Origin of the sequence: Polynucleobacter sp. 78F-HAINBA, assembly GCF_018882325.1 — a bacterium.
Taxonomy (GTDB): Bacteria; Pseudomonadota; Gammaproteobacteria; order Burkholderiales; family Burkholderiaceae; genus Polynucleobacter.
In genome coordinates, this window is the sequence record NZ_JACVOQ010000001.1 from 189,852 (window position 1) to 212,275 (window position 22,424).

At 45.2% G+C, this 22,424-nt stretch carries 17 protein-coding genes and 1 pseudogene; 7 read left to right on the forward strand and 11 right to left on the reverse strand.

What is annotated here, in order from left to right; translation table 11 throughout:
- Nucleotides 1–10 precede the first annotated feature (10 nt).
- A complete protein-coding gene (locus ICN11_RS00885; protein ID WP_216186606.1) occupies nucleotides 11–319 on the reverse strand; it encodes a metalloregulator ArsR/SmtB family transcription factor in 309 nt (102 codons plus the stop codon).
- A gap of 100 nt (nucleotides 320–419) precedes the next feature.
- On the opposite strand from ICN11_RS00885, the gene ICN11_RS00890 reads away from it, so the two are divergent.
- The 5 genes from ICN11_RS00890 (at nucleotide 420) to ICN11_RS00910 (ending at nucleotide 6,548) form a co-directional block, all read left to right on the forward strand.
- The gene (locus ICN11_RS00890; protein ID WP_216228710.1) at nucleotides 420–3,638 is read left to right on the forward strand and encodes an efflux RND transporter permease subunit; all 3,219 of its coding nucleotides are present in this window, start codon (nucleotides 420–422) and stop codon (nucleotides 3,636–3,638) included.
- A gap of 19 nt (nucleotides 3,639–3,657) precedes the next feature.
- On the forward strand, nucleotides 3,658–3,867 hold the full coding sequence (locus ICN11_RS00895) for a DUF2892 domain-containing protein (protein ID WP_062306426.1): 210 nt from the start codon (nucleotides 3,658–3,660) through the stop codon (nucleotides 3,865–3,867).
- 15 nt (nucleotides 3,868–3,882) lie between these two features.
- A complete protein-coding gene (locus ICN11_RS00900) occupies nucleotides 3,883–5,265 on the forward strand; it encodes a TolC family protein (RefSeq protein WP_216228711.1) in 1,383 nt (460 codons plus the stop codon).
- 37 nt (nucleotides 5,266–5,302) lie between these two features.
- The gene (locus ICN11_RS00905; RefSeq protein WP_216228712.1) at nucleotides 5,303–5,977 is read left to right on the forward strand and encodes a bifunctional 2-polyprenyl-6-hydroxyphenol methylase/3-demethylubiquinol 3-O-methyltransferase UbiG; all 675 of its coding nucleotides are present in this window, start codon (nucleotides 5,303–5,305) and stop codon (nucleotides 5,975–5,977) included.
- A gap of 373 nt (nucleotides 5,978–6,350) precedes the next feature.
- Nucleotides 6,351–6,548 (forward strand): antitoxin VbhA family protein, encoded by a 198-nt coding sequence (locus ICN11_RS00910; protein ID WP_015420578.1) that lies wholly within the window; start codon nucleotides 6,351–6,353, stop codon nucleotides 6,546–6,548.
- A gap of 101 nt (nucleotides 6,549–6,649) precedes the next feature.
- Here ICN11_RS00910 and ICN11_RS00915 read toward each other — a convergent pair whose 3' ends face one another.
- Nucleotides 6,650–7,258: a glutathione S-transferase gene (locus ICN11_RS00915; protein ID WP_216228713.1), complete on the reverse strand. Its 609-nt coding sequence runs from the start codon at nucleotides 7,256–7,258 to the stop codon at nucleotides 6,650–6,652.
- Nucleotides 7,259–7,485: 227 nt separating this feature from the next.
- On the opposite strand from ICN11_RS00915, the gene ahpC reads away from it, so the two are divergent.
- Nucleotides 7,486–8,049, forward strand: coding sequence for an alkyl hydroperoxide reductase subunit C (ahpC, locus tag ICN11_RS00920; protein WP_015420576.1), 564 nt, complete (start codon nucleotides 7,486–7,488; stop codon nucleotides 8,047–8,049).
- 120 nt (nucleotides 8,050–8,169) lie between these two features.
- The gene (gene ahpF / locus ICN11_RS00925; protein WP_216228714.1) at nucleotides 8,170–9,714 is read left to right on the forward strand and encodes an alkyl hydroperoxide reductase subunit F; all 1,545 of its coding nucleotides are present in this window, start codon (nucleotides 8,170–8,172) and stop codon (nucleotides 9,712–9,714) included.
- Nucleotides 9,715–9,785: 71 nt separating this feature from the next.
- On the opposite strand, the gene ICN11_RS00930 is transcribed toward ahpF, so the two are convergent.
- The 9 genes and pseudogenes from ICN11_RS00930 to ICN11_RS10680 all read right to left on the reverse strand — a co-directional run.
- A protein-coding gene (locus ICN11_RS00930) for an IS3 family transposase (protein WP_216228715.1) occupies nucleotides 9,786–11,146 on the reverse strand; the annotation gives its coding sequence in 2 pieces (ribosomal slippage) (nucleotides 9,786–10,687 and nucleotides 10,687–11,146; 1,362 coding nt in all).
- A 90-nt stretch (nucleotides 11,147–11,236) separates the two neighbouring features.
- The gene (locus tag ICN11_RS00935) at nucleotides 11,237–14,134 is read right to left on the reverse strand and encodes an FAD-binding and (Fe-S)-binding domain-containing protein (protein WP_216228716.1); all 2,898 of its coding nucleotides are present in this window, start codon (nucleotides 14,132–14,134) and stop codon (nucleotides 11,237–11,239) included.
- A 112-nt stretch (nucleotides 14,135–14,246) separates the two neighbouring features.
- On the reverse strand, nucleotides 14,247–14,570 hold the full coding sequence (locus ICN11_RS00940; protein WP_216228717.1) for a P-II family nitrogen regulator: 324 nt from the start codon (nucleotides 14,568–14,570) through the stop codon (nucleotides 14,247–14,249).
- Nucleotides 14,567–17,662 carry an efflux RND transporter permease subunit gene (locus ICN11_RS00945; RefSeq protein WP_216228718.1) on the reverse strand — a complete coding sequence of 1,032 codons (3,096 nt, stop codon included), beginning with the start codon at nucleotides 17,660–17,662 and terminating at the stop codon, nucleotides 14,567–14,569. The genes ICN11_RS00940 and ICN11_RS00945 overlap by 4 nt, the downstream gene beginning before the upstream one ends.
- A 5-nt stretch (nucleotides 17,663–17,667) precedes the next feature.
- Nucleotides 17,668–19,014: an efflux RND transporter periplasmic adaptor subunit gene (locus ICN11_RS00950; protein ID WP_216228719.1), complete on the reverse strand. Its 1,347-nt coding sequence runs from the start codon at nucleotides 19,012–19,014 to the stop codon at nucleotides 17,668–17,670.
- On the reverse strand, nucleotides 19,011–20,276 hold the full coding sequence (locus ICN11_RS00955) for a TolC family protein (protein WP_216228720.1): 1,266 nt from the start codon (nucleotides 20,274–20,276) through the stop codon (nucleotides 19,011–19,013). Before ICN11_RS00955 ends, ICN11_RS00950 begins: the two co-directional genes overlap by 4 nt.
- Before the next feature lie 315 nt (nucleotides 20,277–20,591).
- Complete coding sequence (locus ICN11_RS00960) at nucleotides 20,592–20,924, reverse strand: hypothetical protein (protein WP_216228721.1); 333 nt, start codon at nucleotides 20,922–20,924, stop codon at nucleotides 20,592–20,594.
- Nucleotides 20,925–21,082: 158 nt separating this feature from the next.
- Entirely contained in the window at nucleotides 21,083–21,592 is a 510-nt protein-coding gene (locus ICN11_RS10675; protein ID WP_255539850.1) for a universal stress protein, read from the reverse strand.
- A gap of 93 nt (nucleotides 21,593–21,685) precedes the next feature.
- Nucleotides 21,686–22,354, reverse strand: a pseudogene (locus tag ICN11_RS10680) (TerC family protein); the annotation flags it as partial.
- Nucleotides 22,355–22,424 lie beyond the last annotated feature (70 nt).

The window sequence follows — 22,424 nt, forward strand, 5'->3', positions numbered from 1 at the left end:
AATAATTTAACTAGTGATTGCAGTAGGTCTTGTAGAGAATACCCATTACATCAAGCGCTACCTCACTAGATAGTGAATAATAAATCTGCTTGCCTTCCCTCCTAGTTTGAACCAAACCCTCATTGCGTAATACAGTTAATTGCTGAGAAAGCGTGGGTTGATGTATTCCTAAGGCACTCTCGAGATCTCCAACACACTTTTCACTTTGACTTATCTGGCACAACAATAGCAATCTATCGCTATTTCCTAGCGTTTTAAGTAGCCTACAAGCCTCATTTGCAGACTCCTGCATTCTTTCCAGATCCATATTCACAGCCATATCAGGCCCCCAAGATTTTTTAGAACAAATTCGCACATCTCATTCATTTTACTTTATTATATAATATAATTAAGTAAATTAAATAACCGAATGCAGAGTCATGGATAAAAAACTAGGGATTTCAGGCCGAATAGCAGCATTCTTTCAAGGGGCACAAATTACCCCCCTGCTAGCGATTCTTGCTTTGCTTTTAGGTTTATTTGCCATCATCGTGACTCCGCGTGAAGAGGAGCCTCAAATTAATGTGACGATGGCTAATGTCATCATCCCCTTTCCTGGTGCAAGCGCTAAAAACGTAGAGGAAATGGTCTCGATTCCCGCTGAGCAAGTGCTCTCGCAGATTGCCGGCATTGAACATGTCATGTCGATGTCTCAAACAGGTCTTTCAGTAATCACTGTTCAATTCAAGGTTGGTGTCCCGAGAACAGAAGCCCTGGTAAGGCTGCACGATACCGTAGCAGCCAATTCAGATTGGTTGCCAAAAGATCTCGGGGTCATGCCCGCCATCATTAAGCCCAAGGGAATTGACGACGTTCCAATACTGTCACTGACGCTATTTTCAAAAAATCCTTCAATCACATCGTATGAGTTGGAAAAAATAGCCAATCAAATTGAAATTGATTTGAAACGAGTAAAAGGGACACGAGAAGTCGCCACCATTGGAGGCCCAAAACGGGCAATCCGAATTGAGGTTAGCCCCGAGCAAATGGCACTCAAGGGTGTCACTATTCCAGAACTCAGAATGGCGCTAGAAACTGCCAATCTAGGCATGCCAGTCGGTGATCTTCTTACAGAACAAGGAGCCGTTGCCATTGAAACCGGCCCTTTTCTAAGAAACTTAAAAGATGTGGAGAGCATTGCCTTAGGGGTTCGCCAAGGGAACCCCGTTTACGTCAAGGATGTGGCTGCAGTCGTTGAGGGGCCGATACAAAATCGACGCTTAGTTTGGCATACGGACGTGACTGATAAAGACTCTGAAGATCATCCAGCAGTCACGATTTCAGTTACCAAGAAACCTGGTGAGAATGCCGTCGATGTTTCCAATCAAGTACTCAGCCAATTGCAATCCTTAAGATCCACCCTAATACCCAAAGATATCGAGATAGCAGTCTCGCGGAATTATGGTGAAACTGCTAATGAAAAAGCTAGCAAACTCATCCAGAAACTCATTTTTGCGACATTGTCAGTAGTGGCTCTAATTTTCTTTGCATTAGGTCGTAGAGAGGCGATGATTGTTGGATCGGCGGTTGTACTTACCTTAGCCGCCACACTATTCGCCTCCTGGGCTTGGGGATTTACTATCAACAGAGTCTCCCTATTTGCCTTGATATTTTCAATTGGAATCTTGGTGGATGATGCCATTGTGGTGGTTGAAAACATTCATCGACATCAACTACTATTCCCTAATAAAAGCTTAAAAGAAATCATTCCTGGCGCAGTAGATGAAGTTGGCGGGCCCACCATTTTGGCAACACTTACCGTGATTGCTGCACTCCTACCCATGGCATTTATTACCGGTCTGATGGGTCCCTACATGAGCCCCATCCCTATTAACTCCAGCATGGGCATGCTGCTCTCACTTGCCATTGCCTTCATGGTGACACCTTGGATGGCAAGAATATGGCTTGCTCAACATTCAGATAGTCAAAAGACACACTTTAATCTCGCTCTGTGGATCAGCCCAAAGTTTAAGAAAATATTTGACCCCCTACTCAGCGATCAATCTGGAAAAAGAAATAGAAAGCTACTCGCAGGTGGGGTGATCGGAGCAATCTTGATTTCACTCTCACTACCAATGACAGGCTTAGTAGTATTAAAGATGCTGCCATTTGATAACAAATCAGAATTTCAAGTGATCTTGGATATGCCGCCAAGTACTAGGGTCGAAAAGACCTCAGAGGTTTTGAGGGAAATGGGGGGAGCCTTATCTAAATCTCCTGAAGTAAGTAGCTACCAGATTTATGCAGGCACTTCCGCCCCGATAAACTTTAATGGCTTGGTACGCCAGTACTACTTTAGACAAAATCCAGCATTAGGCGATATTCAAGTTAACCTCGTAGATAAGCACCATCGCTCAGATCAAAGCCATCTTATTGCAAGTCGCATTCGCCCAGCATTGCAAGAGATTGCAAAAAAATATAACGCCAATGTCAAGGTGGTAGAGGTGCCTCCAGGCCCCCCAGTCCTTTCACCAATCGTTGCTGAGATCTACGGCCCTACCCCAGAGGGCAGACTGAGTGTAAGTAAATCAGTGAGATCCGCTCTTGAGAGAACCGATGGCATTGTCGATATTGATGACAGTAGCATCGCAAAATCGCCAAAGCAGTTCCTGTTAGTTGATCGTCGCAAGGCAAGCTTAATGGGCGTTTCTCAACAAGCGATTGTGACAACCTTAAGGGCTGGACTTGCTGGAGAAAACGTTGCTTATTTACATGATGAATCAAAATATCCTGCGCCCACTGAAATCAGGCTCCCAGAAAATAAACAGGACTCATTAAAAGAGTTGCTGAAATTGACTGTCAGAAACTCACAGCGGGAGGCAGTGCCTCTTAGCCAATTAGTATCTATCGTAGACGCAGACCGAGAGCAAATCATCTATCGCAAGGATCTTTTGCCGGTAAGCTATGTTATCGGAGATGCCGCCGGAAAAGTGGATAGCCCTTTATATGGCTTATTTAAGGCCAGATCGCTAACCAAGGAAATTAAAGATCCAAACGGCAAAGAAGTGGAAGAATTCTTTACCGCTGCTCCAAGTGACCCATACCAAAGCTATGCCATCAAGTGGGATGGTGAATGGCAAGTTACTTATGAGACCTTCCGTGATATGGGCGCTGCTTATGCAGTTGGCTTAATACTCATTTATCTACTAGTTGTAGCGCACTTTGGCTCCTATCTCACACCACTCGTCATCATGGCGCCGATTCCCCTCACGATTATTGGGGTAATGCCTGGGCATGCTCTGCTCGGCGCGCAATTTACAGCAACATCCATGATTGGCATGATTGCACTGGCAGGCATCATTGTGCGTAACTCGATACTGCTAGTTGACTTTATTAACCTTCAGGTTCGCCAAGGAATTGCTTTTAAGGACGCCGTGGTAGATGCTGCCATCACGCGAGCCCAGCCTATTGCACTTACAGGGTTAGCGGCAATGCTGGGAGCATTCTTTATATTAGATGATCCGATTTTTAATGGGCTTGCAATCTCATTAATTTTTGGGATCCTGGTATCTACTGCGCTCACCTTAGTAGTAATCCCCCTGCTCTATTACTCAGTTTATGCACATCGAGTAGACAAAATTCTCCAATCAACCCATTAATTCATTTAAGGAATTCATCATGACATCTTGGCAAATTGTTCGCATCATTGCAGGCACATTTATTTTCATCTCAGTAGCGCTTGGCGCTCCCGGAAGTCCATGGTTTGCAAATGAATGGTTCTTAGCCTTTACCGCTTTTGTTGGCGTCAACATTTTGCAAAGTGGTTTAACTCGCTGGTGCCTTATGGAAACAATTGTTCGCAAGTTGGGCGCTAAAGCTGGCGCATAAATTCAAAGGTTACCAATGAAACTTCTCGATATAAAACCATTTGCAGCCGCTGCTATGGCGTTGCTAGCCATTTCATCCAATTCGGCTATGGCAACAAGCTTAATGGACGTGTGGCATGAGGCACAAAATAGAGACCCGGATTTCATTGCTAGTCGCTATGAGCAGATGGCCGGGGAGAAGAGGCGTGATCAGGGAACTTCCTTATGGCTTCCAAGCATCAACTTAACCGCTCTCACCGGAAGCATGAGCTACAACACCTCAACTACTGGCGCGCAATTCTATGCACCAGGCATGGGCACTTTTAATGGGGCCAATTTCAATACCTCAGTTAATAATGGTTTCGTTAACCGATATACCGTCGGCGCTACCCAATCAATTTATAACCGCGAGCGCCTCGCCCAAAGCCGACAGCTCAATCTCTCAGCCGATGCCTCCAATCTTGGTGCTCAAGTAGCGAACCAAAATCTGATCTTGTTGGTTGCCGAACGCTATTTCGATGTCCTTAGTGCCGAAGAGTCTGTTAGATTGGTCAAAAAACAAGAAGCAGCAATTGCCAATACGCGCCAACAAATTGAGAAGCGCTTTAGGCTTGGCGATGCCAGTCAAACTGATATGCAAGAAGCAAACGAGAGATTGGACACGGTAAAAGTACGCGCTCTAGATGCAAGCAATAATCTTGCAGTCAAAAAACTTGCCTTACAGGACTTATTCGGGGGCGTAGTTAATATTGAGAAATCAAAAATCAACTTAAATGTTGCGCAACTATCACTTCCAAACCTCGAAACTCATGTAGGAAAGCTTAAGTCCCAGAATATCCAACTGCAAATGCTTTCAACGCAAGAAAAAGTAGCGAAAGAAGAGGCTGAAAAGTATGGTGCAGCAGCCTCACCTAAGTTGGATGCGGTTGCACAGTCCTCCAAAGATAACTTAAGTGGATCTGGCAATTTTGGCCCCGCTAGCAATACAGCAACCAATAATTATCTCGTTGGATTACAGCTTTCAATCCCTCTATATACCGGCGGCTACCGCACGGCTAAGCAAGAAGAGTTATTGCTTTTAGTTGAAAAAACTAAAGCCGAGTACAACCAGTCTGAGCAGAATCTAGAGAGGACCTTAAGATCAGTTTGGTATTCACTCAATAGCGCAAAGGATAAGCTGACGGCATTATCAAGCGCCCAAAAGACTGGGGAAGCAAGGTTAAGCTCTACTCGGGTCGGGTATTCGAATGGCTCTCGCACCACGATGGAACTTTTGGGAGCTGAAAGCGACCTCATTGCCAATGACTATGCGCTTTATATGGAAAAAGTGAACTATCTTCTTAATCGATTACGTCTAGCTGCGCTTACGGGTGAAATCTCAGAGCAGGATCTTTCAATGGTAAATGCATACCTTAATTGATCCAACAAGGCAAACTTAAAAGAACGAAGGAAATCAGATGAGGCATTTAGAAGCTAAAAAAATGTGGGATGAGCGCTTTAATAGCGAAGACTTTCTATTCGGAACTGAAGCAAACACATTTTTACAAGAGATGGCCCCAAAGCACCTCAAAGAAAATGCCCGAATTTTGTGTATTGCAGATGGCGAAGGCAGAAACTCTACTTGGCTAGCCCAGCAGAATCACCAAGTTGATGCGTTTGACTTTTCTGATATTGCAATTGAGAAAGCAAAAAAGTTTGCGAGCAGTAAAAATGTAGAGGTCAATTACGTTGTATCTGATTGCGAGTCAATCAATTGGGAGGCGGGCGATTACGATGCAATCATTGCGATATTCATTCAATTCTCAAACCCCAAAGAACGCTCACGATTATTTAAAGATATGCTACTAGCATTAAAGCCGGGCGGCGTCTTAATCCTGCAGGGTTACACACCCAAGCAATTGGAATATAAAACCGGTGGGCCAAGTCAGATTGAAAATTTGTACACAGAACGAATGATAAATATTTTGCTTAAGAATACAAAAATTGAAGTCTTAAAAAGCTATGAAGCAGAATTAAGTGAGGGAAAAGCACATTCTGGAACATCAGCACTAATTGGGGTGGTGGCAATTAAGAAGCCAGTATCGATATGGCAGTTCGCCCTATCAGCAATTATGATGCCGATGTTTTCATAATCAGCAGTGAATTATTTTCCAACCATTACAAGAATGGCCTTTAGCGTCAGCGCCATTACTTAAGGTAACGCTCAAAATTTGGTGTCCGGCCCACAGACTCGAACTATGCGTCATTATGCAATCGCACACTCAATCGCACAGTTACTTTTTAGCCGTATAGACCATTGATTTATATCGGTTTTAAAAGCGCCACAACTTCTTTTAATCCGTTGGTCGCGAGTTCGAATCTCGCCCGACCCACCAAGCAATACTAAGCCTCGCTTTTGCGGGGCTTTTTTATTACTCACATCATTCTTCGAGATAGCTCTTTAAAGCATGTTTTAGGGCTATATTCTGACTATGAAATCAGCCCCAAATCCACTAAAGTAGATCGATGCCAACTAAGTTTGCTACCCAATCTCAATCCCGCCAATACAACGTTTCCAATGCTGTGGCATCTGCTCGGATTGAAGGTATTGTTCCAACTAAGCAGTTAGAGCAAAACCTTGCTGAATTCGTTGCCGGCAAAAAGAGTATTGCCCAGATATTGGAAGAAACCAAACAACGTTATGTCACGCTACGACGCGGATGACACTTACTGCTACCTAGGTACAGACGTACTTTGAAAATTTGCAGATTATCAAGTAAGCCGAAAATGATGGACGGGCAAAATCATTCTCATCAGGCTAAACATTAATCAAGCCAAGTTGGGTGTTTATCCATCACCGAGTTAAATAAGTCTGACTCCAGATGTTGATTGAGCCATGCATTGATTGAGGTAAATGGCAGCTCTTCAAACCGCTTCGGATTGACTGCAGCAAATTGTCTTATAAACGGAAAAATAGCCACATCTACCCAAGATATTTTATTGCCTAGTAAATAATTACTAGATTGAAGAGCACTCTCCATGGGCTTCAGCATGAGGTCTATGGCGCTATTCAGCACATGTCCTTCGTTTAGATCTGGAAACCGATTAGGGTATTTATATTGATCTAGCAGCACCTTAAATGGGCCATCGTTTTTCTCAATCCAAGCTTGAGAGACCACGTTATCGACCTGCTTCCAACCATCTGGATCAGACCTGCCTAAGGCCCAATGCATGATATCCAGACTCTGGTCCAAAATAATTCCATCGACACAGAGGACTGGAACAGTACCTTTGGGTGAAACAAGCAACATAGATTGAGGCTTGTTTCTGAAATCGATCTCACGATGCTCAACCTGAATGTCGGCATACTTTAATGCCATGCGAGCACGCATGGCATAAGGGCATCGTCGGTAAGAATACAAAACTGGGGTCATCAAGACAGTTTATAACGGGCTCCCTGATATCTGATAACTGGAACCTCAAGCAAATCATGGCCATCTAAACCCTCAATTGCAGCTTGAATTTAGCATCAACTAGGCATCTGCTAATTATCTAATAAATAGATCATTAATATCTAAATTATTCATTATGCAAATAAATAAATAGTCTCTAGAATGAGTCCTGTTGTGAATCAACTATTTCATTTTTTCAGGAGAACCCTATGTCATTAATCAACACACCAGTAATCCCATTCAAAACCCAGGCTTTCCATAATGGTAAGTTTGTCACTGTTTCCGACGAGTCTCTCAAAGGCAAATGGTCTGTATTAATTTTTATGCCAGCAGCATTCACATTCAACTGCCCAACAGAAATTGAAGATGCAGCTGATAACTATGCTGAGTTCCAAAAGATGGGTGCAGAGGTATACATCGTCACTACAGATACCCATTTCTCACACAAAGTATGGCACGAGACTTCACCTGCAGTAGGTAAAGCAAAGTTCCCATTGGTTGGCGATCCAACACACACATTGACACGTGGTTTTGATGTGCATATTGATGAAGAAGGCCTTGCATTGCGCGGCACATTTATCATCAATCCAGAAGGCGTTATCAAAACAGCTGAAATTCACTCTAACGAAATCGCTCGTGACATCTCTGAGACATTGCGCAAGCTCAAAGCAGCTCAATACACAGCCGCTCACCCAGGTGAAGTTTGCCCAGCCAAATGGAAAGAAGGCGCAGCAACATTGACTCCATCTTTAGACCTCGTAGGCAAGATCTAATCAAAGTCAGTACATCGCATTAGCAATCCATAGACTCTCTTCGGAGAGTCTATTGGGCAGGATGAGCAGTAGCAGCCCTGCCCAATAGACTCATCAAGATTCAATATCAAGGAATACACCATGTTAGATACCAACATTAAGGCCCAACTCAAGACCTATTTTGAAAAAATTGAGAGCCCCATTGTTTTGGAGGCTACTTTAGATGACAGCCCTCAGTCGGCTCAGATGTTGGAGCTTTTAAATGAGGTTGCCGAACAATCTGCCAAGATCACAGTACAGACTTCTGGCAGCAGCAAAAACATTCCGAGCTTTACTGTTGCCAAAGCTAATGAAGTTGCCCGCATTGCATTCTCAGGCCTGCCAATGGGTCATGAGATGACTTCTTTCATCTTAGCAATCTTGCAAAGCAGTGGTTACCCACCAAAAGTGGAGCAAGATGTGATCGAAAGTATTAAGGGTTTAGAGGGTAAGAAGCGTTTTCAGACATTCATCTCTTTGTCTTGCCACAACTGCCCAGATGTCGTTCAGGCCTTGAATCTCATGGCTGCACTGAATCCTGAAATCGAACATGAAATGATTGATGGCGCCCTCTTCCAGGGCTTGGTAGATCAATATCAAATCATGGCAGTGCCTACAGTGATTCTGAATGGTGAAGTGTTTGGACAAGGCCGGATGAGCGTTGAAGAAATTGCCGCCAAATTGGATACCAACTCTTCAGTCCGTGATGCAGAAAAATTGAGTGGTAAGGCTGCTTATGACTCCCTCATCATTGGTGGTGGTCCAGCAGGCGCCTCAGCAGCGATCTATTCCGCTCGTAAAGGCATTAGAACTGGTGTAGTAGCCCAGAAATTCGGCGGCCAAGTTGCAGATACTGTTGGCATTGAAAACTTCATTTCTGTTAAAGAAACTGAAGGGCCTAAATTAGTGATGGCTCTTGAGCAGCACGTGAAGGAATACGAAGTCGATTTAATGAATCTACAAACTGCCAAGAACTTAAGCAAGACTGGCGATGAAATTGCCATCACCTTAGAGAATGGCGCAGTTCTGAAAAGCAAGACCGTTATTTTGAGTACTGGCGCACGCTGGCGTGAAATGAATGTACCGGGCGAGCAAGAATATCGCGGTAAAGGCGTGGCTTACTGCCCGCACTGTGACGGACCCCTTTACAAAGGAAAACGTGTAGCAGTGATCGGCGGAGGAAACTCTGGGGTTGAGGCTGCCATTGATTTGGCAGGAATTGTGAGTCATGTCACATTGGTTGAATTCGATACCAAGCTACGTGCCGATGCAGTCTTGCAAAAGAAATTAAATAGCATGTCTAACGTAACCATCATTACCAACGCTTTGAGTAAAGAAGTTTTGGGTGCTGATGGCAAAGTAACCACCCTGAGATATGAAGATCGCGCCAATAATCAAATGCATGACATTGCGCTTGAGGGTATCTTTGTGCAAATTGGTCTATTGCCAAATACCGATTGGCTCAAAGGCGTGATTGATTTATCCCCTCGCGGCGAGGTCATTATTGACGCTAAAGGAGAAACATCTATGCCTGGTGTATTTGCTGCAGGAGATTGCACCACCGTACCTTACAAGCAAATCATTATTGCTATGGGTGAAGGCGCAAAAGCCTCCCTCTCAGCATTTGATTACTTGATTCGGTCATAACCCTTCTTAGTAAGATCTGAATGTAGAAAAGCCCCGAATTTGAACTGACCCACAAAAGTTGGACAGTTTGATTAGGTTACCAGAAGGGATTGAGTTCGGTATTGCACCGGGCTCAATCCCTTTAGTTTTTGCTTGATCCGATCATGGTTGTAGTAGTGGATATATTCCTTTAACTCAGTTTTAAATGTTTGGACATCATCAAACTTCTTTTGGTAGAAGAACTCTGTTTTCATGATCCCAAACCAGTTTTCCATGACGGCGTTATCTAAGCAGTTACCTTTTCTTGACATGCTCTGCGCAACACCCTTTTGCTTGAGCGCCATTTGGTATGGCGCGATTCGATAATGCCAACCTTGGTCTGAGTGCAGCATGAGCTTGTCTTTAGGTTGAAGGCGTTTAAAGGCCTTATTCAGCATTTGCATCACCATACTCATTTGGGGGTGATCAGCGATCTCATAGGAGATGATCTCTTGGTTATACAGATCTAGGACGGGTGAGAGATATATCTTTTTCCCTGCGATATTGAACTGCGTGACATCAGTCACCCACTTTTGATTAGGTTCAGTTGCATTGAACTTGCGCTCCAGTAAGTTTGGCGCTGCTTTGCCTTCAGGCCCCTTATAGGATTGATAGCGCTTAGGGCGAACGGTTGACTTAAGACCGAGCTTACTCATGAGCTTTTGCACCGTCTTAGGGTTGAGATGGCACTTCTCGTGCCCGAGCTCTGTTTGCACCCGTCGATAGCCATAACGACCCTTGTGGCGATGGTAGATCACGCCAATCCGAGTTTTGACATCCAGATAGGGATCGGTTTTATTGCTTACGCTCAGTTGGTAGTAATAGACACTTCTAGGCATATTGGCAATGCCTAGGATCGTTTGTAAAGGGTATTGCTGCCTTAGCTCAGTGACGACTTGGGCTTGCTCTTGCTTGCCAAGTTCTTTTGCTGTGCTAAGGCCTCGAGCTTTTTTAGATAAGCGTTCTCCACCTCTAAATACTGCGCCTTCAGTAAGAGCTCTTCATGCGTGAGTTGTTCTGAAGGTTTGGCGAGAAGTGCTTGGATCTCACTGCGCTTTGACATGGGCGGTCGTCCCTGAGGTTTTGATTGCAAGGCTGTAATGCCGCCTTCATTGTAGAGGCGCTGCCAAACCAAAATGGTACTAGGGGAGGCAATATTAAATTGGGCGGACGTGGATCGTGGGGATGCTTTGTTGGCCCTCATGTGCTCGAGCGCCAATAGTTTGAACTGTGGGGTGTACTGTTGATAACCCCTCTTTTGCAGGGCAGATACTCCATGTAGCTTATGGGTCAAAACCCATTTGCGGACATCGGTGGTATTGATGCCGTAATGATTAGCTACCCTCAGGTAGCCTCCACCTCTTAGATAATCATTAACTACTTTTAACTTGAACTGCGCACTGTGTTTGCTCATGAAGCTGACCCCTTTTGGTTGGATTGGGTGTCCAACTTTTGTGGGTCAGTTCATTAGTTGGGGCTTTATTCTTTTGGACTACTGAGGCAGTTATTGAGCTTGATGTGCCATCTGTAAAAGCTCTGCCAAATGCTTTACCTTACGGCCAGTTTCTTGTTCAATCTGCTCTCGGCAACTAAAGCCATTGGTGAGGATGATTGTTTCTTGATCGGCAGCTCGGACAGCTGGAAGTAAAACCAATTCTCCAACGGCTTTAGATATCTCTACATGTTCAGGATTAAATCCAAATGAACCTGCCATACCGCAACAACCGCTATCGATGTAATTCGCCTTTGCGCCCAAAGCAGCTAACAAGGCTACATCACCTTTGGTCCCAAATAAAGACTTTTGATGACAATGGGAGTGAACCAAAATATTGCAGTCTAGAGGTGGTGGTGTGTAGCCCTTCTCATGCAGGAAGTCTCCAAGCAAATAGGTGCTAGAAGCCAAGAGTTGCGCTCTTGGATCATGAGGAAAGAACTTTAATAGCTCATCTTTAAAGACCGACATGCAACCAGGCTCAAGACCCACTACAGCGATAGGTGCATTTAGATCTGCGTTAATTTCATCTCCAATAGCTTCCAGAATTTTCTCTAGTTTTTGCTTAGCGAGATCCAAATAACCAAAGTCATACAAAGGACGGCCACAACATAGCGGAGTCTTTGGCAGAGTTGCCTCAAAGCCCGCATGAGCCAAAACTTCTACTGCCGCATTAGCGACCTCAGGATGAAAATGCTCGCAGAAAGTATCTACCCAGAGGATCACCTTCTTCTGCCCAATACTTGCGCTCTTGGATTTCTGAAATTGCTTTCTGAAAGATTGGCTTGCAAACTTAGGCAAGCTACGCTCTTGCGCTACGCCACCAACCCATTTAGCAAGACTAGAAATCACAGGTGTTTGCATCACCCCATTGATAAGCCAAGAGAGCTTACTGGCAAGCGGCGCCCAATCACCAATACGCCCCATAGTGAGGGCCTGACGTGGCCTGCTATTAGTCTCATGATAATGAGATAAGAACTCCGCCTTATAGGAAGCCATATCCACGTGCGCAGGACAATCTGACTTGCAACCTTTACAGGAGAGGCAGGTATCCAGGGCCTCTTTTAACTCCTTGCTTTCCCAGCCATCTTTAATCACCTCGCCCTGGAGCATTTCCCAAAAGAGTCGTGAGCGTCCGCGAGTGGAGAAGCGCTCTTCTTTGGTAGCGCGATAGCTTGGGCACATCGTGCCGATTTTTTCACTACGGCACTTACCCATACCAACGCAACGCTCAACTGCCCTCTGAAAGCCGTTACCCTCTTGGCTCAAGAAATTCAGGCGCGTCTTGATATTCACAACTTTGTATTCCGGACCCATACGGAGGTTTTCATCTACGCGATATGGGTGCACTACTTTACCGGGATTGAGTTTGTTTTGTGGATCCCAGATACGCTTGAACTCATGCATCGCACCCATCAACTCTTCACCAAACATAATCGGCAAAAATTCTGCTCTAGCCTGGCCATCACCATGTTCGCCAGTAAGTGAGCCACCAAACTCGACAACTAAAGTCGCAGCATCTCGAATGAAGGATCTAAATTTGGCAACCCCTTCTGCAGATCGCAAGTTAAAGGTAATGCGCGCATGGATGCACCCGTCGCCAAAGTGCCCATAGAGTGAGGTTTCATATTCGTAAGAGTCCACTAATGCCTGGAAGGCGCGTAGATACTCACCTAAACGCGCTGGATCTACCGCAGCATCTTCCCAGCCCACTACTGGGTCAGGAGAATTAGGATCAATGGATAGGTGGGTGGCAGATGCACCATTCTCACGAATAGACCAAACACGCTTTTGCACCAATGGATCAGGCTCGAGCCATGTCGATGGGCGAGGCCCCTTAGTACGCGACTTGAAATACTCTTGTGCTTTTTCAGCCTGAGCTATCGCGCCCTCAAGCGTGTCATCACCAAACTCCACCACTACCCAAGCATTTCCAGGGGGAAGTAAATCAATTTCAGCTTTAGCTAAATTACGCTCTTGCAAGCCACGAATAATTTTGTAATCTAAGCCTTCGATCGCAATAGGGTTAAAGGATTGGTATTCGGGCACAGCATCACCGGCCAAATAGATATCATCGAAACCTAAAACCAGTACCACGCGCTTAGCAGGACTCTTCACTAACCTCACCTTGGCAGCCAACGTGAGTGCACAGGTACCTTCGGTACCAACCAATGCACGCGCAACGTTAAAACCGTTCTCAGGTAAGAGTTGATCTAAGTTATATCCAGAAACGCGGCGCTTAATATTGGGGAAGCGCGCACGAATTAAATCGGCATAGCGATTACGCAAGGTAAGTAGGTCTTGGTAGATCTGACCTTTGCGTCCACCAGCAGCAATAATTTCTTGCAGCTCTTGATCAGATGTTGGGCCAACCCAAAAACGTTCGCCATCGTAAGTTAGAATTTCTAAAGCCTCGGTGTTCTCAAGCGTCTTACCCGCCATCACCGAATGCGCACCACAGGAATTATTGGCAACCATACCGCCTAAAGTGCAGCGGCTGTGCGTGGATGGATCTGGAGCAAAAGTTAAGCCATGTAACTCAGCGGCATCGCGCAGGGAGTCACAAATGACCCCCGGCTCAACTACCGCATTACCAGCAGTTGGATCCAATTCGAGGATGTGGTTGCAGTACTTAGAGATATCGAACACGACAGCGTTATTCACTGTCTGGCCATTCATAGAGGTACCAGCGCCGCGCATCAATACGGGAGCCTTATTGCGATGACAGATCTCGATACCTTTTACAAATTCTTCGGTATTTTTAGGGGTGACAACCCCAATCGGAATTTGGCGGTAGTTTGATGCTTCAGAGGCGTATACAGCCTGATGGGCTGTATCGAAATGAACAGAACTTCCAAGAGCTGCTGTGAGCTCAACGTTGAGCTGCTCCCACTGAGAAATACCACCCATATTCAATCCTTGTTAGATGCGCTTACCCTTTAATGGGCACTGTACATTCTAACAATTTCTGCCGTTTTGTGATTCTTGGCAGATTATCCAAATATGCTGAATTTACACTCGTTTATGGCGTGGATTTTGCAATAAAAAATGCCTTGGGAACCTCGGTACACCAAACTACACCATCTCCCACTTGACCTGTTTGGCAAATAGTCACAATCCGGTCCATGAAAACCTGTGCGACCTCATCATTGCAAACAATTTCAACCTTCACTTTCGCAGAGTAGTCCGTAAGTTCATCTTTGATATTGAATTTACCAGTGCGATTGGGTGCGCTACAGCCCTCAACTTTAGTTACCGTCATCCCCGGGAAACCTGGGGTCTCTAGGAGCGCCGTTCTGAGGGCAGCTAATTTATTTGGGCGAATGACCGCCTTCACTTCCATCATGCTTCCACCTCTTTATCTTCAAACCATCTATATAAGACGGGTAATACTAGTAATGTTAATGCGGTTGAGGTTATTAGTCCTGAGATTACTACAGCCGCCAATGGGCGAGTTACCTCAGAACCAGGTCCGCCAGAAAAGAGCATCGGGACTAGAGCCAACATCGCCACTGAGGCGGTCATCATGACTGGCCTAAAGCGGTGGCCGCAGCCATGTAGCAAAGCATCTTCCATAGAGTAGCCATCTTCACGCAACTGCTTAATGAATGAGATTAAGACCACGCCATTCAGGACCGCGATACCCCAGAGATTGATGAACCCAACTGCAGCTGGGACCGATAAATATTCTCCGGTGATGAACAAACCAAATACACCACCAATCGAAGCAAATGGTAAAACCAAAATAATGAGTCCAGCTAAGCGTAGCGACTTAAAGAGCATGAAGAGCAAGAAATAGATTGCCAAAATTGTGATTGGAATGATGATCATCAAGCGCGCCATCGCACGTTCCATATTTTCAAACTGACCGCCCCACTGCAAAGAATATCCTTGGGGAAGTTCCACCTCTTTTGCAATAAGTTCTTGCGCCTCCTGAACGAATCCACCCAGATCTCGACCATCGACGTTCACACCTACTACAAGACGGCGCTTGCCAGATTCTCTAGAAATCTGCGCTGGACCATCTACGAGGGAAATATCTGCCAGGTCGCGCAATAAGACCTGGGCTCCATCTGGAGAATGCAAAATAATATTACTAATTGCATCAACATTATCTCTATACGGCCCAGGGTAACGAAGCACTAATGGAAAGCGCCTCTCACCTTCATAAATCGTACTGGCTTGTTTGCCACCAATTGCCGTTTCAATAACTTCATTCACATCAGAAACATTAATGCCGTAGCGCGCGATAGCATCACGATTGATATTGATATTTAAATAATTTTGTCCAGAGGCCTGCTCAATACGTAAGTCATTGCTACCCTTCATTTTGGTCAGAATCTGGCTAATCTGGCTGCCTAGCTTTTGCAAAACTACCAAGTCATCTCCAAAAATCTTGATAGCTACCTGCGAGCGTACTCCAGAAACCATCTCATCTACACGAGCGGCAATTGGCTGAGAAATAGAGAGCTCAATCCCCGGTAAAGTTTTTAACTTGTCACGGATCTGCTGAGCAATCTCCTCCTGACTGAACTTGCGATCACCTATAGGCTTGAGCGTCACAATTGGATCTGATTCATTTGGCTGACCTGGATCGGCCGGAGACTCGCCCTTACCCAGGCGCGATACAGCCATCTTCACATCTGGAATAGTCATGATGCGTTTAATAGCCTCAAACTCCAGTTTGATGGACTCATCCAGGGAAATATTAGGCGCACGCACGATCACTGGCGTAATAGAGCCTTCTTGCATCACCGGAATAAAAGCTTTTCCAAGCAGGGTAAATCCAATAATGCTGGCTACCAATCCTATTAAAGATCTTTTGACAACTAACTTCGGGTTAGCAAGGCACCAATGCAACCAGCGCTCATATGGCGCGCGCAAACGAGCCACAATTTTGGTGTCATCTTCACCCCCACCCTTCAAGATGTAAGAACAAAGAACTGGGGATAAAGTAAATGAAAGAATTAGTGAAATAGTTAGTGCAATCGCAATCGTAATAGCCATTGGCGCAAACATCTTTCCTTCCATTCCCTCCAAAGAGAGTAAGGGCATGAAAACCAAAATAATGATGCCAACACCGAACAGTACGGGCGTACCCACCTCAGTAGCTGCCTCCAAAATAATACGAATCTTAGACTCACCTGTTTTGAGTCTTTCACCTAACTTGGCGAAGGTGTTTTCTACCACCACTACTGATCCATCCACCATGATGCCAATCGCAATGGCAAGGCCGCCAAGTGACATCAGGTTGGCAGAGATGCCGTAACGGTTCATCACCAAGAATGTCAGCAAGGGCGTCAGAATTAAAGTTGCCACCACAATGAGTGAAGAGCGAACATCACCTAGGAATAAAAACAGGAGGATGACAACGAGAATGACACCCTCAATTAATACCTTGGCCACATTGAACATTGCAGCATTGACTAAATCTGTGCGATCGTAAAAAGGAACGATCTGCAGGCCATCGGGCAATAACTTGCCTTCGTTAATCTCAGCAACTTTAAGTTTGATGCGATTGACCACTTCACGGGCATTGCCGCCACGAATCATCTGAATAATGCCAGCAACACTTTCGGTATAGCCATTCTTAATGGCTGCGCCCTGCCGGATCTCACTGCCGATGGTTACTTCAGCCACATTTTTAACGTAGACCGGAATGCCTTTTACCTCTTTGAGAATGATCTTTCCAATATCTTCGGGCTTATTAACTAGACCCACGCCGCGAATAAGGTAGCGCTCTGCATATGTCGGTAACTGCCCGCCTCCAGAATTCGCATTATTTCTAGCTAGGGCTTCGTAAATGTCGCGTAGACCTAATTGATAGTGACGCAATCTTTCCGGGTTGACTAAGACCTGGTACTCACGTGCGTATCCGCCTTGTGTATTGATCTCGGCAACGCCGGGGATGGAGCGCAACATCGGACGCACAACCCAATCTTGAATCGTGCGACGCTCTTCAAGCTCTTCGACCGTTAGCTGCCTATCGCCATCAGAGGGATGATCAAGTGTGTACTGGTAGATTTCACCTAAGCCTGTTGATGGAGGCGCCATGACAGGAGTGATTCCTACTGGCATAGCAGAAGCGACCTCAATCAAACGCTCAGTAACAAGCTGCCTAGCAAAGTAGAGGTCGGTCTTTTCTGTAAATACCAAGGTGATAACTGATAAGCCGTTGCGATTCAGCGAACGCATTTCAGTCAAGCCAGGCAAACCAGTCATGCCCAACTCAATCGGCACCGTAACGAAGCGCTCTACCTCTTCAGGTGAGCGGCCAGGTGCTTCTGCTGCAATCTGAATCTGTACATTCGTGACATCCGGAAACGCATCTACTGATAGTCGCTTTGTTGCAAGCAAACCTGCAACGAACAACACCAACGCAATGATGACAACCAACAAGCGCTGCTGCAGTGAGAGGCGAACAATTTTTTCAATCATTTTAACTAGCCACCACTCAACTGTCGCTTACGTTCAGTATTTAAATGAAAAGCACCATTAATAGCAATTTCTTGGCCTTCTTTAAGGCCGGAGACGACAGGGCGATAACCTTTACCCTCTGGGCCCAATTTAACGGTAACCATGCGATAGGTGTCGTCATCCTCACGTATGAAAACGTGGTCATGATTGTCTTCACGAATAACTGCACTAGCTGGAACTAATAATCGTTCTGTAGGCTGACTTTCAATCATCATGGTTGCTAACATGCCAGGCTTAATTAGACCCTCTTTATTGGGCACTTCCATTCTGACCACTACCGTACGCGTTTGCGGATTAACGATAGAGTCTACGTGCGCAACTACACCTTCAATCTCTGCATTCCTTAAGGCAGGAATAATCAGATTTACTTTTTGACCCTTATGAATCAAATAAGCATTGCTCTCGGGGATTTCTGAAACAGCCCACAGTGAGCCCAGGTCAGCAACAGTAAATAAGGCATCGGCAGGCTGAACTACTTGACCCTTATTAATCTTACGCTCCACAATTTCACCAGGAATGGTGGCAATTACATTGTTGGTAGATTCAATCACGCCTGTTTTTGCTAAACGATCAATACTTGGCTGATCCATGCCCTGAACGCGTAATTGGTCATTTGCTGCACGATATTCTGCTTTTGCACTACTCGCCTCAGCCTCTCGCTTTTGAAGCTCAGCCAAAGCAATCACATCTTCTTTATACAAAATTCTGGCGCGATTAGCAGCTTGATCCGCTAACTGGCTAGCACTCTTTGCCTTTAAGTAAGACAGCTGGGATTGCGTCAATTCAGTAGAAGTGATCTTCGCCAAAATATCACCCTGCTTTACAACCTGTCCTGGGATTGCCAAGATATCGGAAACACGACCCGTGACGTTCGCACCAATGCGGGATAAAAAGAGCTCGTTGAAATCAATGCGGCCAGAGGCTCGTAGCTCCTCTACAAAAGACCCAGTAGAGATGCGTCCATCTGTAATCATATTTCGCAGATCACTGTTTACGATCACCACGTTAGGATCTTGCACAGACTTGATGGCTGGACTGCGATCAAATACGTTGAAGTAATTTAGGATGATCAGAAATAAACAAAACCAAGGAAAGTAAAAAAGACCTTTTTGCGTCCACTGCGGACTCTTATCGTACTGATGAGCCACACGGGGTAAATGAGTGCTAAACCACTCATGGGTAAGCACATATAAATCATTTTGGGTTTTAATAACGAGAGCAATCCACTCACGCGCATAGACTTTTGCAATCGCCATATAGCGGGAGTACAAGCCCTTTAATTTATCCATCATTACCGTGAATTCTTGCTTCATTGCTTTCCACTCTCAATTTTTGCAATCCACTCTGGGGTTGCCCTTAAACGCTGAATCTCCGTCACAACTGAAGCTAAATCAAATCGCGCCTTGATCAAATCATTTCGCGCCACTCTAAATGTTCTTTGTGCATCCAAATACTCGAGCATGCCCCGCTCGCCATAACGATAAGAAACCTCCGCAATCCGTCGTGCACTTGAGGCCAACTGAACTACATCTTGATCCAGAATCTTTACCTGATAACTAGTCATTTGATAGAGCTTGTATGCCGTTTCTAACTGCTGCTCCAGACTCTGGCTTTGTGCATTCAATTGATTCTTAGCTTTTGATGCATTGGCTTCTGCCTCCGCAATTTGACCGCCCTTAAAGTCCCAGATAGGAATGCTCACCACCAAGCCATAGAGGCGGTCAGTGAAGTTAGGGTCGTTATATTGCTGCGCCTTGATCGATAGTTTTGGTAAGCGAGAATTCTGCTCAAAACTGAGCCTAGATTCAGTCGCCTCAACCTCTGCTTTTGCTCTTTGTAACTCAGGACTCTGGGCGTGCAACTCACTGAGCAAGGTTGGTAAAGGAGGTAAAGGCTCAATCTTGAAGGCTTGAGAAACCACCTCGTAGTCAGCCGGCAAATTGTGTCCGACCACCTGTCTGAGTTGCCCTTTGGCTTGTTCAACTCGAAGCTTGCTAGATTCCGTATTAATCTGCGCATTCAGAAATTCTGTTTGCGCGCGAATTAATTCAAATCGAGCAGTCTCACCAACGTCATACCGAATTTGCATACGATCACGAATTTGCTTGGTCAATCCCAAATCTTCTTCAGCAGCTTTTAATTCCGCATCACGACGCATCAATTCATAAAAACGCTGCTGCACTCTTGAAATCATTTCAATCTCGAACGCAATGCGAGTCGCATCCGCAGCACGAACATTCGCCTCGGCAGCATTCACTCTGGGAAAACGGGTATACGGCATATCCAAAGGTTGCGTTACGGACCACGATGACACATTACCTGTAGTCAATGGACCCGATACCGAACGCTGTTGTCCGGTATTTAACTCAAACTCTGGATTTGGAATTGCTCGAGCTGTAGAGAGTTGACCCTTGACTACCTTCGATTGATCTCGCGCGGCTAATACTTGGGGGCTCGATTCCAATGCAATGCCAATCAACTCATTGAGCGTAAGTGGCTTTTGAGCTTGCGCACTAGCTCCGCCTGCAAACAAGCTGCAGACTGTAAGTATTAATGCTGGAAACAAGCGATTCATTACGACAATTTTAGAGAATAAGTAGGATCTCTCATTATCTCGCCCTATTAAAGAGAAAATACGTGGAATTCCCCAAATAAGGGATATGGGCACGATTTTGAGTAGATAAATCACTGATTGGGGCTGCAAATTCAAAAGATAACCATTTATAAAAATTTAAATGGTCTTGCCTTGATGATGTATCACCCATATACCGGGCCCAAAGGCCGAATTGACGATATATAGGACTCAGAGGACTGAGCAGGCTACTCCCCACATGTAAAGAGGTAATTAGATCATACTTGTGACGAATAAATTGAATTGAGGACGACTTTCTCATACGTAGACGTGTTTTGAAAATCGCCCATATTTTTGACTTTTATGAAACGTCTTCTGAATCAGCTTATAAATTTTCTTTAGGCACATTTCCAGAGCCATACGCTTATCTCTCGCGGTCATGCTCACTTCGATTTGATGGTGGTCAAATGTCTCTAAGCTAATCATGCAATGTTGATTGCAGGTCGCCTTTGATGATGGGACTGCAGAGTATCGAATCTTAATTTTTCGAACCATCCAAAACAACCGCTTCAAAGAGAACTTCACCCGATTCTCGGTGAAGACCTTTAATTCTGGCTCTACGACTTCTTTCGCATCTAAGATCACATCCATTCGCATCTCTCCTCTGTTAAACACAAGCTCAGAATAGGACAATCTTTACTTCTAATAAAGCAGAATTTAATTGACTTTAATTCAGTATTTAACTGAATATTGATAAGAAAAAAAATGCCCTCAGATCGAGGGCATAAAAGAGAACAGCTGGATTAAAACTAATCGATCACTACTGCCATCAGTGCAGTTGCTGCGCCAGCACCCAGAGCCGGAATGCCCCAACGCTCAAGCGCAGGCAAGGAACTGCCAGTTACTACCTCCACTGGAATATCGCTGATTTCAAGCAACTTAGCGGTAGTAGAGTTTTCAAATAAGCGGCTCAAAGAGTTTTTCTTCGAGGTACCAATCACAATGCGATTGCATTCAAGTCGCACCGCTTCATCACGAATCGCGCTACCTTTATCTCCGCACACATAAGCAAAGGAAAAGTTTAGGCCGCGATTTTCAAGGTATGCAGATGCTGAGGCTGCAGCCTGAGCAGCACGTTCAGCATGCCACTCATTAATATCTTGCTTACTCAAAAATTTGCCGATGTGGCGATATAAGGTAGGCTGCACATTGCACAAGTAAAAATGTGCACTGGGGTCCTGGCCATAGGTCTTCACAGCATGCTTTACTGCCATTTCTGAATTTTTTGAACCATCCACAGGAATTAAAATTTTATTCATTTTGCTTTCTCCATAATTAGGGGACTGCTCTTGTAAAACGACATTTGCAGACTCGGGAACAACAACCGAAGGAGCAATCACACCTTCAAGCGCACGCCTACTTCTAATAAACCCACTAGTTAATACACCCAATACAACAGCCACTTGAATCACATATTCCAAAGCTGGGCTCTGGGAAGCAAGCCAATCTTGAGAGAGAGGCTCAGAAGTCATCATTTTTGCGGCCGTCCACGCCAGTACGCCAGCACCTAAGTAGGTAACTGAAGGGTAGCGCTCGACCAGCTTGAGGATTTGTGTCGAACCCCAGATCACCACTGGAATGCTAATTAACAATCCAAGGACAACCAGCACATAGCTACCGTGCGAAGCACCTGCCACTGCAAGAACGTTGTCTAAGCCCATGATGGCATCGGCAATCACAATCGTTTTCATAGCACCCCAAAAAGTGGTGGATGCTTGGCCATGCTCATCATTCTCTTGCTCGGGATTTAGCAAGCGGTAGGCAATCCAAACCAATAGCAAACCACCTATCAGCATCAAACCGGGGATCTTCAGTAAGTAGACAACCAATAGCGTCATTGCGCTTCGAACTGCAATCGCACCGACAGCGCCCCAGATAATTGCCTTTTTCTGCAGATGCGCTGGAAGATTTCTAGCAGCCATCGCAATCACAATGGCGTTATCACCCGCAAGCACCAAGTCAATCACAATAATTGCCAGTAAAGCCGAAAAAAATTCGGGGCTAAATAGTTCCAATTTCATCTCCTCATTTAATTACCCATGAATTCCATGGATTTCTATGGGGTTAATTTAGGCTGATTTGCACTTAACT

Coding starts and splice junctions, on each gene's coding strand:
- ICN11_RS00885 (WP_216186606.1), bottom strand. CDS start 319: ATGGCTGTGAATATGGATCTGGAAAGAATGCAGGAGTCTGCAAATGAG.
- ICN11_RS00890 (WP_216228710.1), top strand. CDS start 420: ATGGATAAAAAACTAGGGATTTCAGGCCGAATAGCAGCATTCTTTCAA.
- ICN11_RS00895 (WP_062306426.1), top strand. CDS start 3,658: ATGACATCTTGGCAAATTGTTCGCATCATTGCAGGCACATTTATTTTC.
- ICN11_RS00900 (WP_216228711.1), top strand. CDS start 3,883: ATGAAACTTCTCGATATAAAACCATTTGCAGCCGCTGCTATGGCGTTG.
- ICN11_RS00905 (WP_216228712.1), top strand. CDS start 5,303: ATGAGGCATTTAGAAGCTAAAAAAATGTGGGATGAGCGCTTTAATAGC.
- ICN11_RS00910 (WP_015420578.1), top strand. CDS start 6,351: ATGCCAACTAAGTTTGCTACCCAATCTCAATCCCGCCAATACAACGTT.
- ICN11_RS00915 (WP_216228713.1), bottom strand. CDS start 7,258: ATGACCCCAGTTTTGTATTCTTACCGACGATGCCCTTATGCCATGCGT.
- ahpC (WP_015420576.1), top strand. CDS start 7,486: ATGTCATTAATCAACACACCAGTAATCCCATTCAAAACCCAGGCTTTC.
- ahpF (WP_216228714.1), top strand. CDS start 8,170: ATGTTAGATACCAACATTAAGGCCCAACTCAAGACCTATTTTGAAAAA.
- ICN11_RS00935 (WP_216228716.1), bottom strand. CDS start 14,134: ATGGGTGGTATTTCTCAGTGGGAGCAGCTCAACGTTGAGCTCACAGCA.
- ICN11_RS00940 (WP_216228717.1), bottom strand. CDS start 14,570: ATGATGGAAGTGAAGGCGGTCATTCGCCCAAATAAATTAGCTGCCCTC.
- ICN11_RS00945 (WP_216228718.1), bottom strand. CDS start 17,662: ATGATTGAAAAAATTGTTCGCCTCTCACTGCAGCAGCGCTTGTTGGTT.
- ICN11_RS00950 (WP_216228719.1), bottom strand. CDS start 19,014: ATGAAGCAAGAATTCACGGTAATGATGGATAAATTAAAGGGCTTGTAC.
- ICN11_RS00955 (WP_216228720.1), bottom strand. CDS start 20,276: ATGAATCGCTTGTTTCCAGCATTAATACTTACAGTCTGCAGCTTGTTT.
- ICN11_RS00960 (WP_216228721.1), bottom strand. CDS start 20,924: ATGGATGTGATCTTAGATGCGAAAGAAGTCGTAGAGCCAGAATTAAAG.
- ICN11_RS10675 (WP_255539850.1), bottom strand. CDS start 21,592: ATGAATAAAATTTTAATTCCTGTGGATGGTTCAAAAAATTCAGAAATG.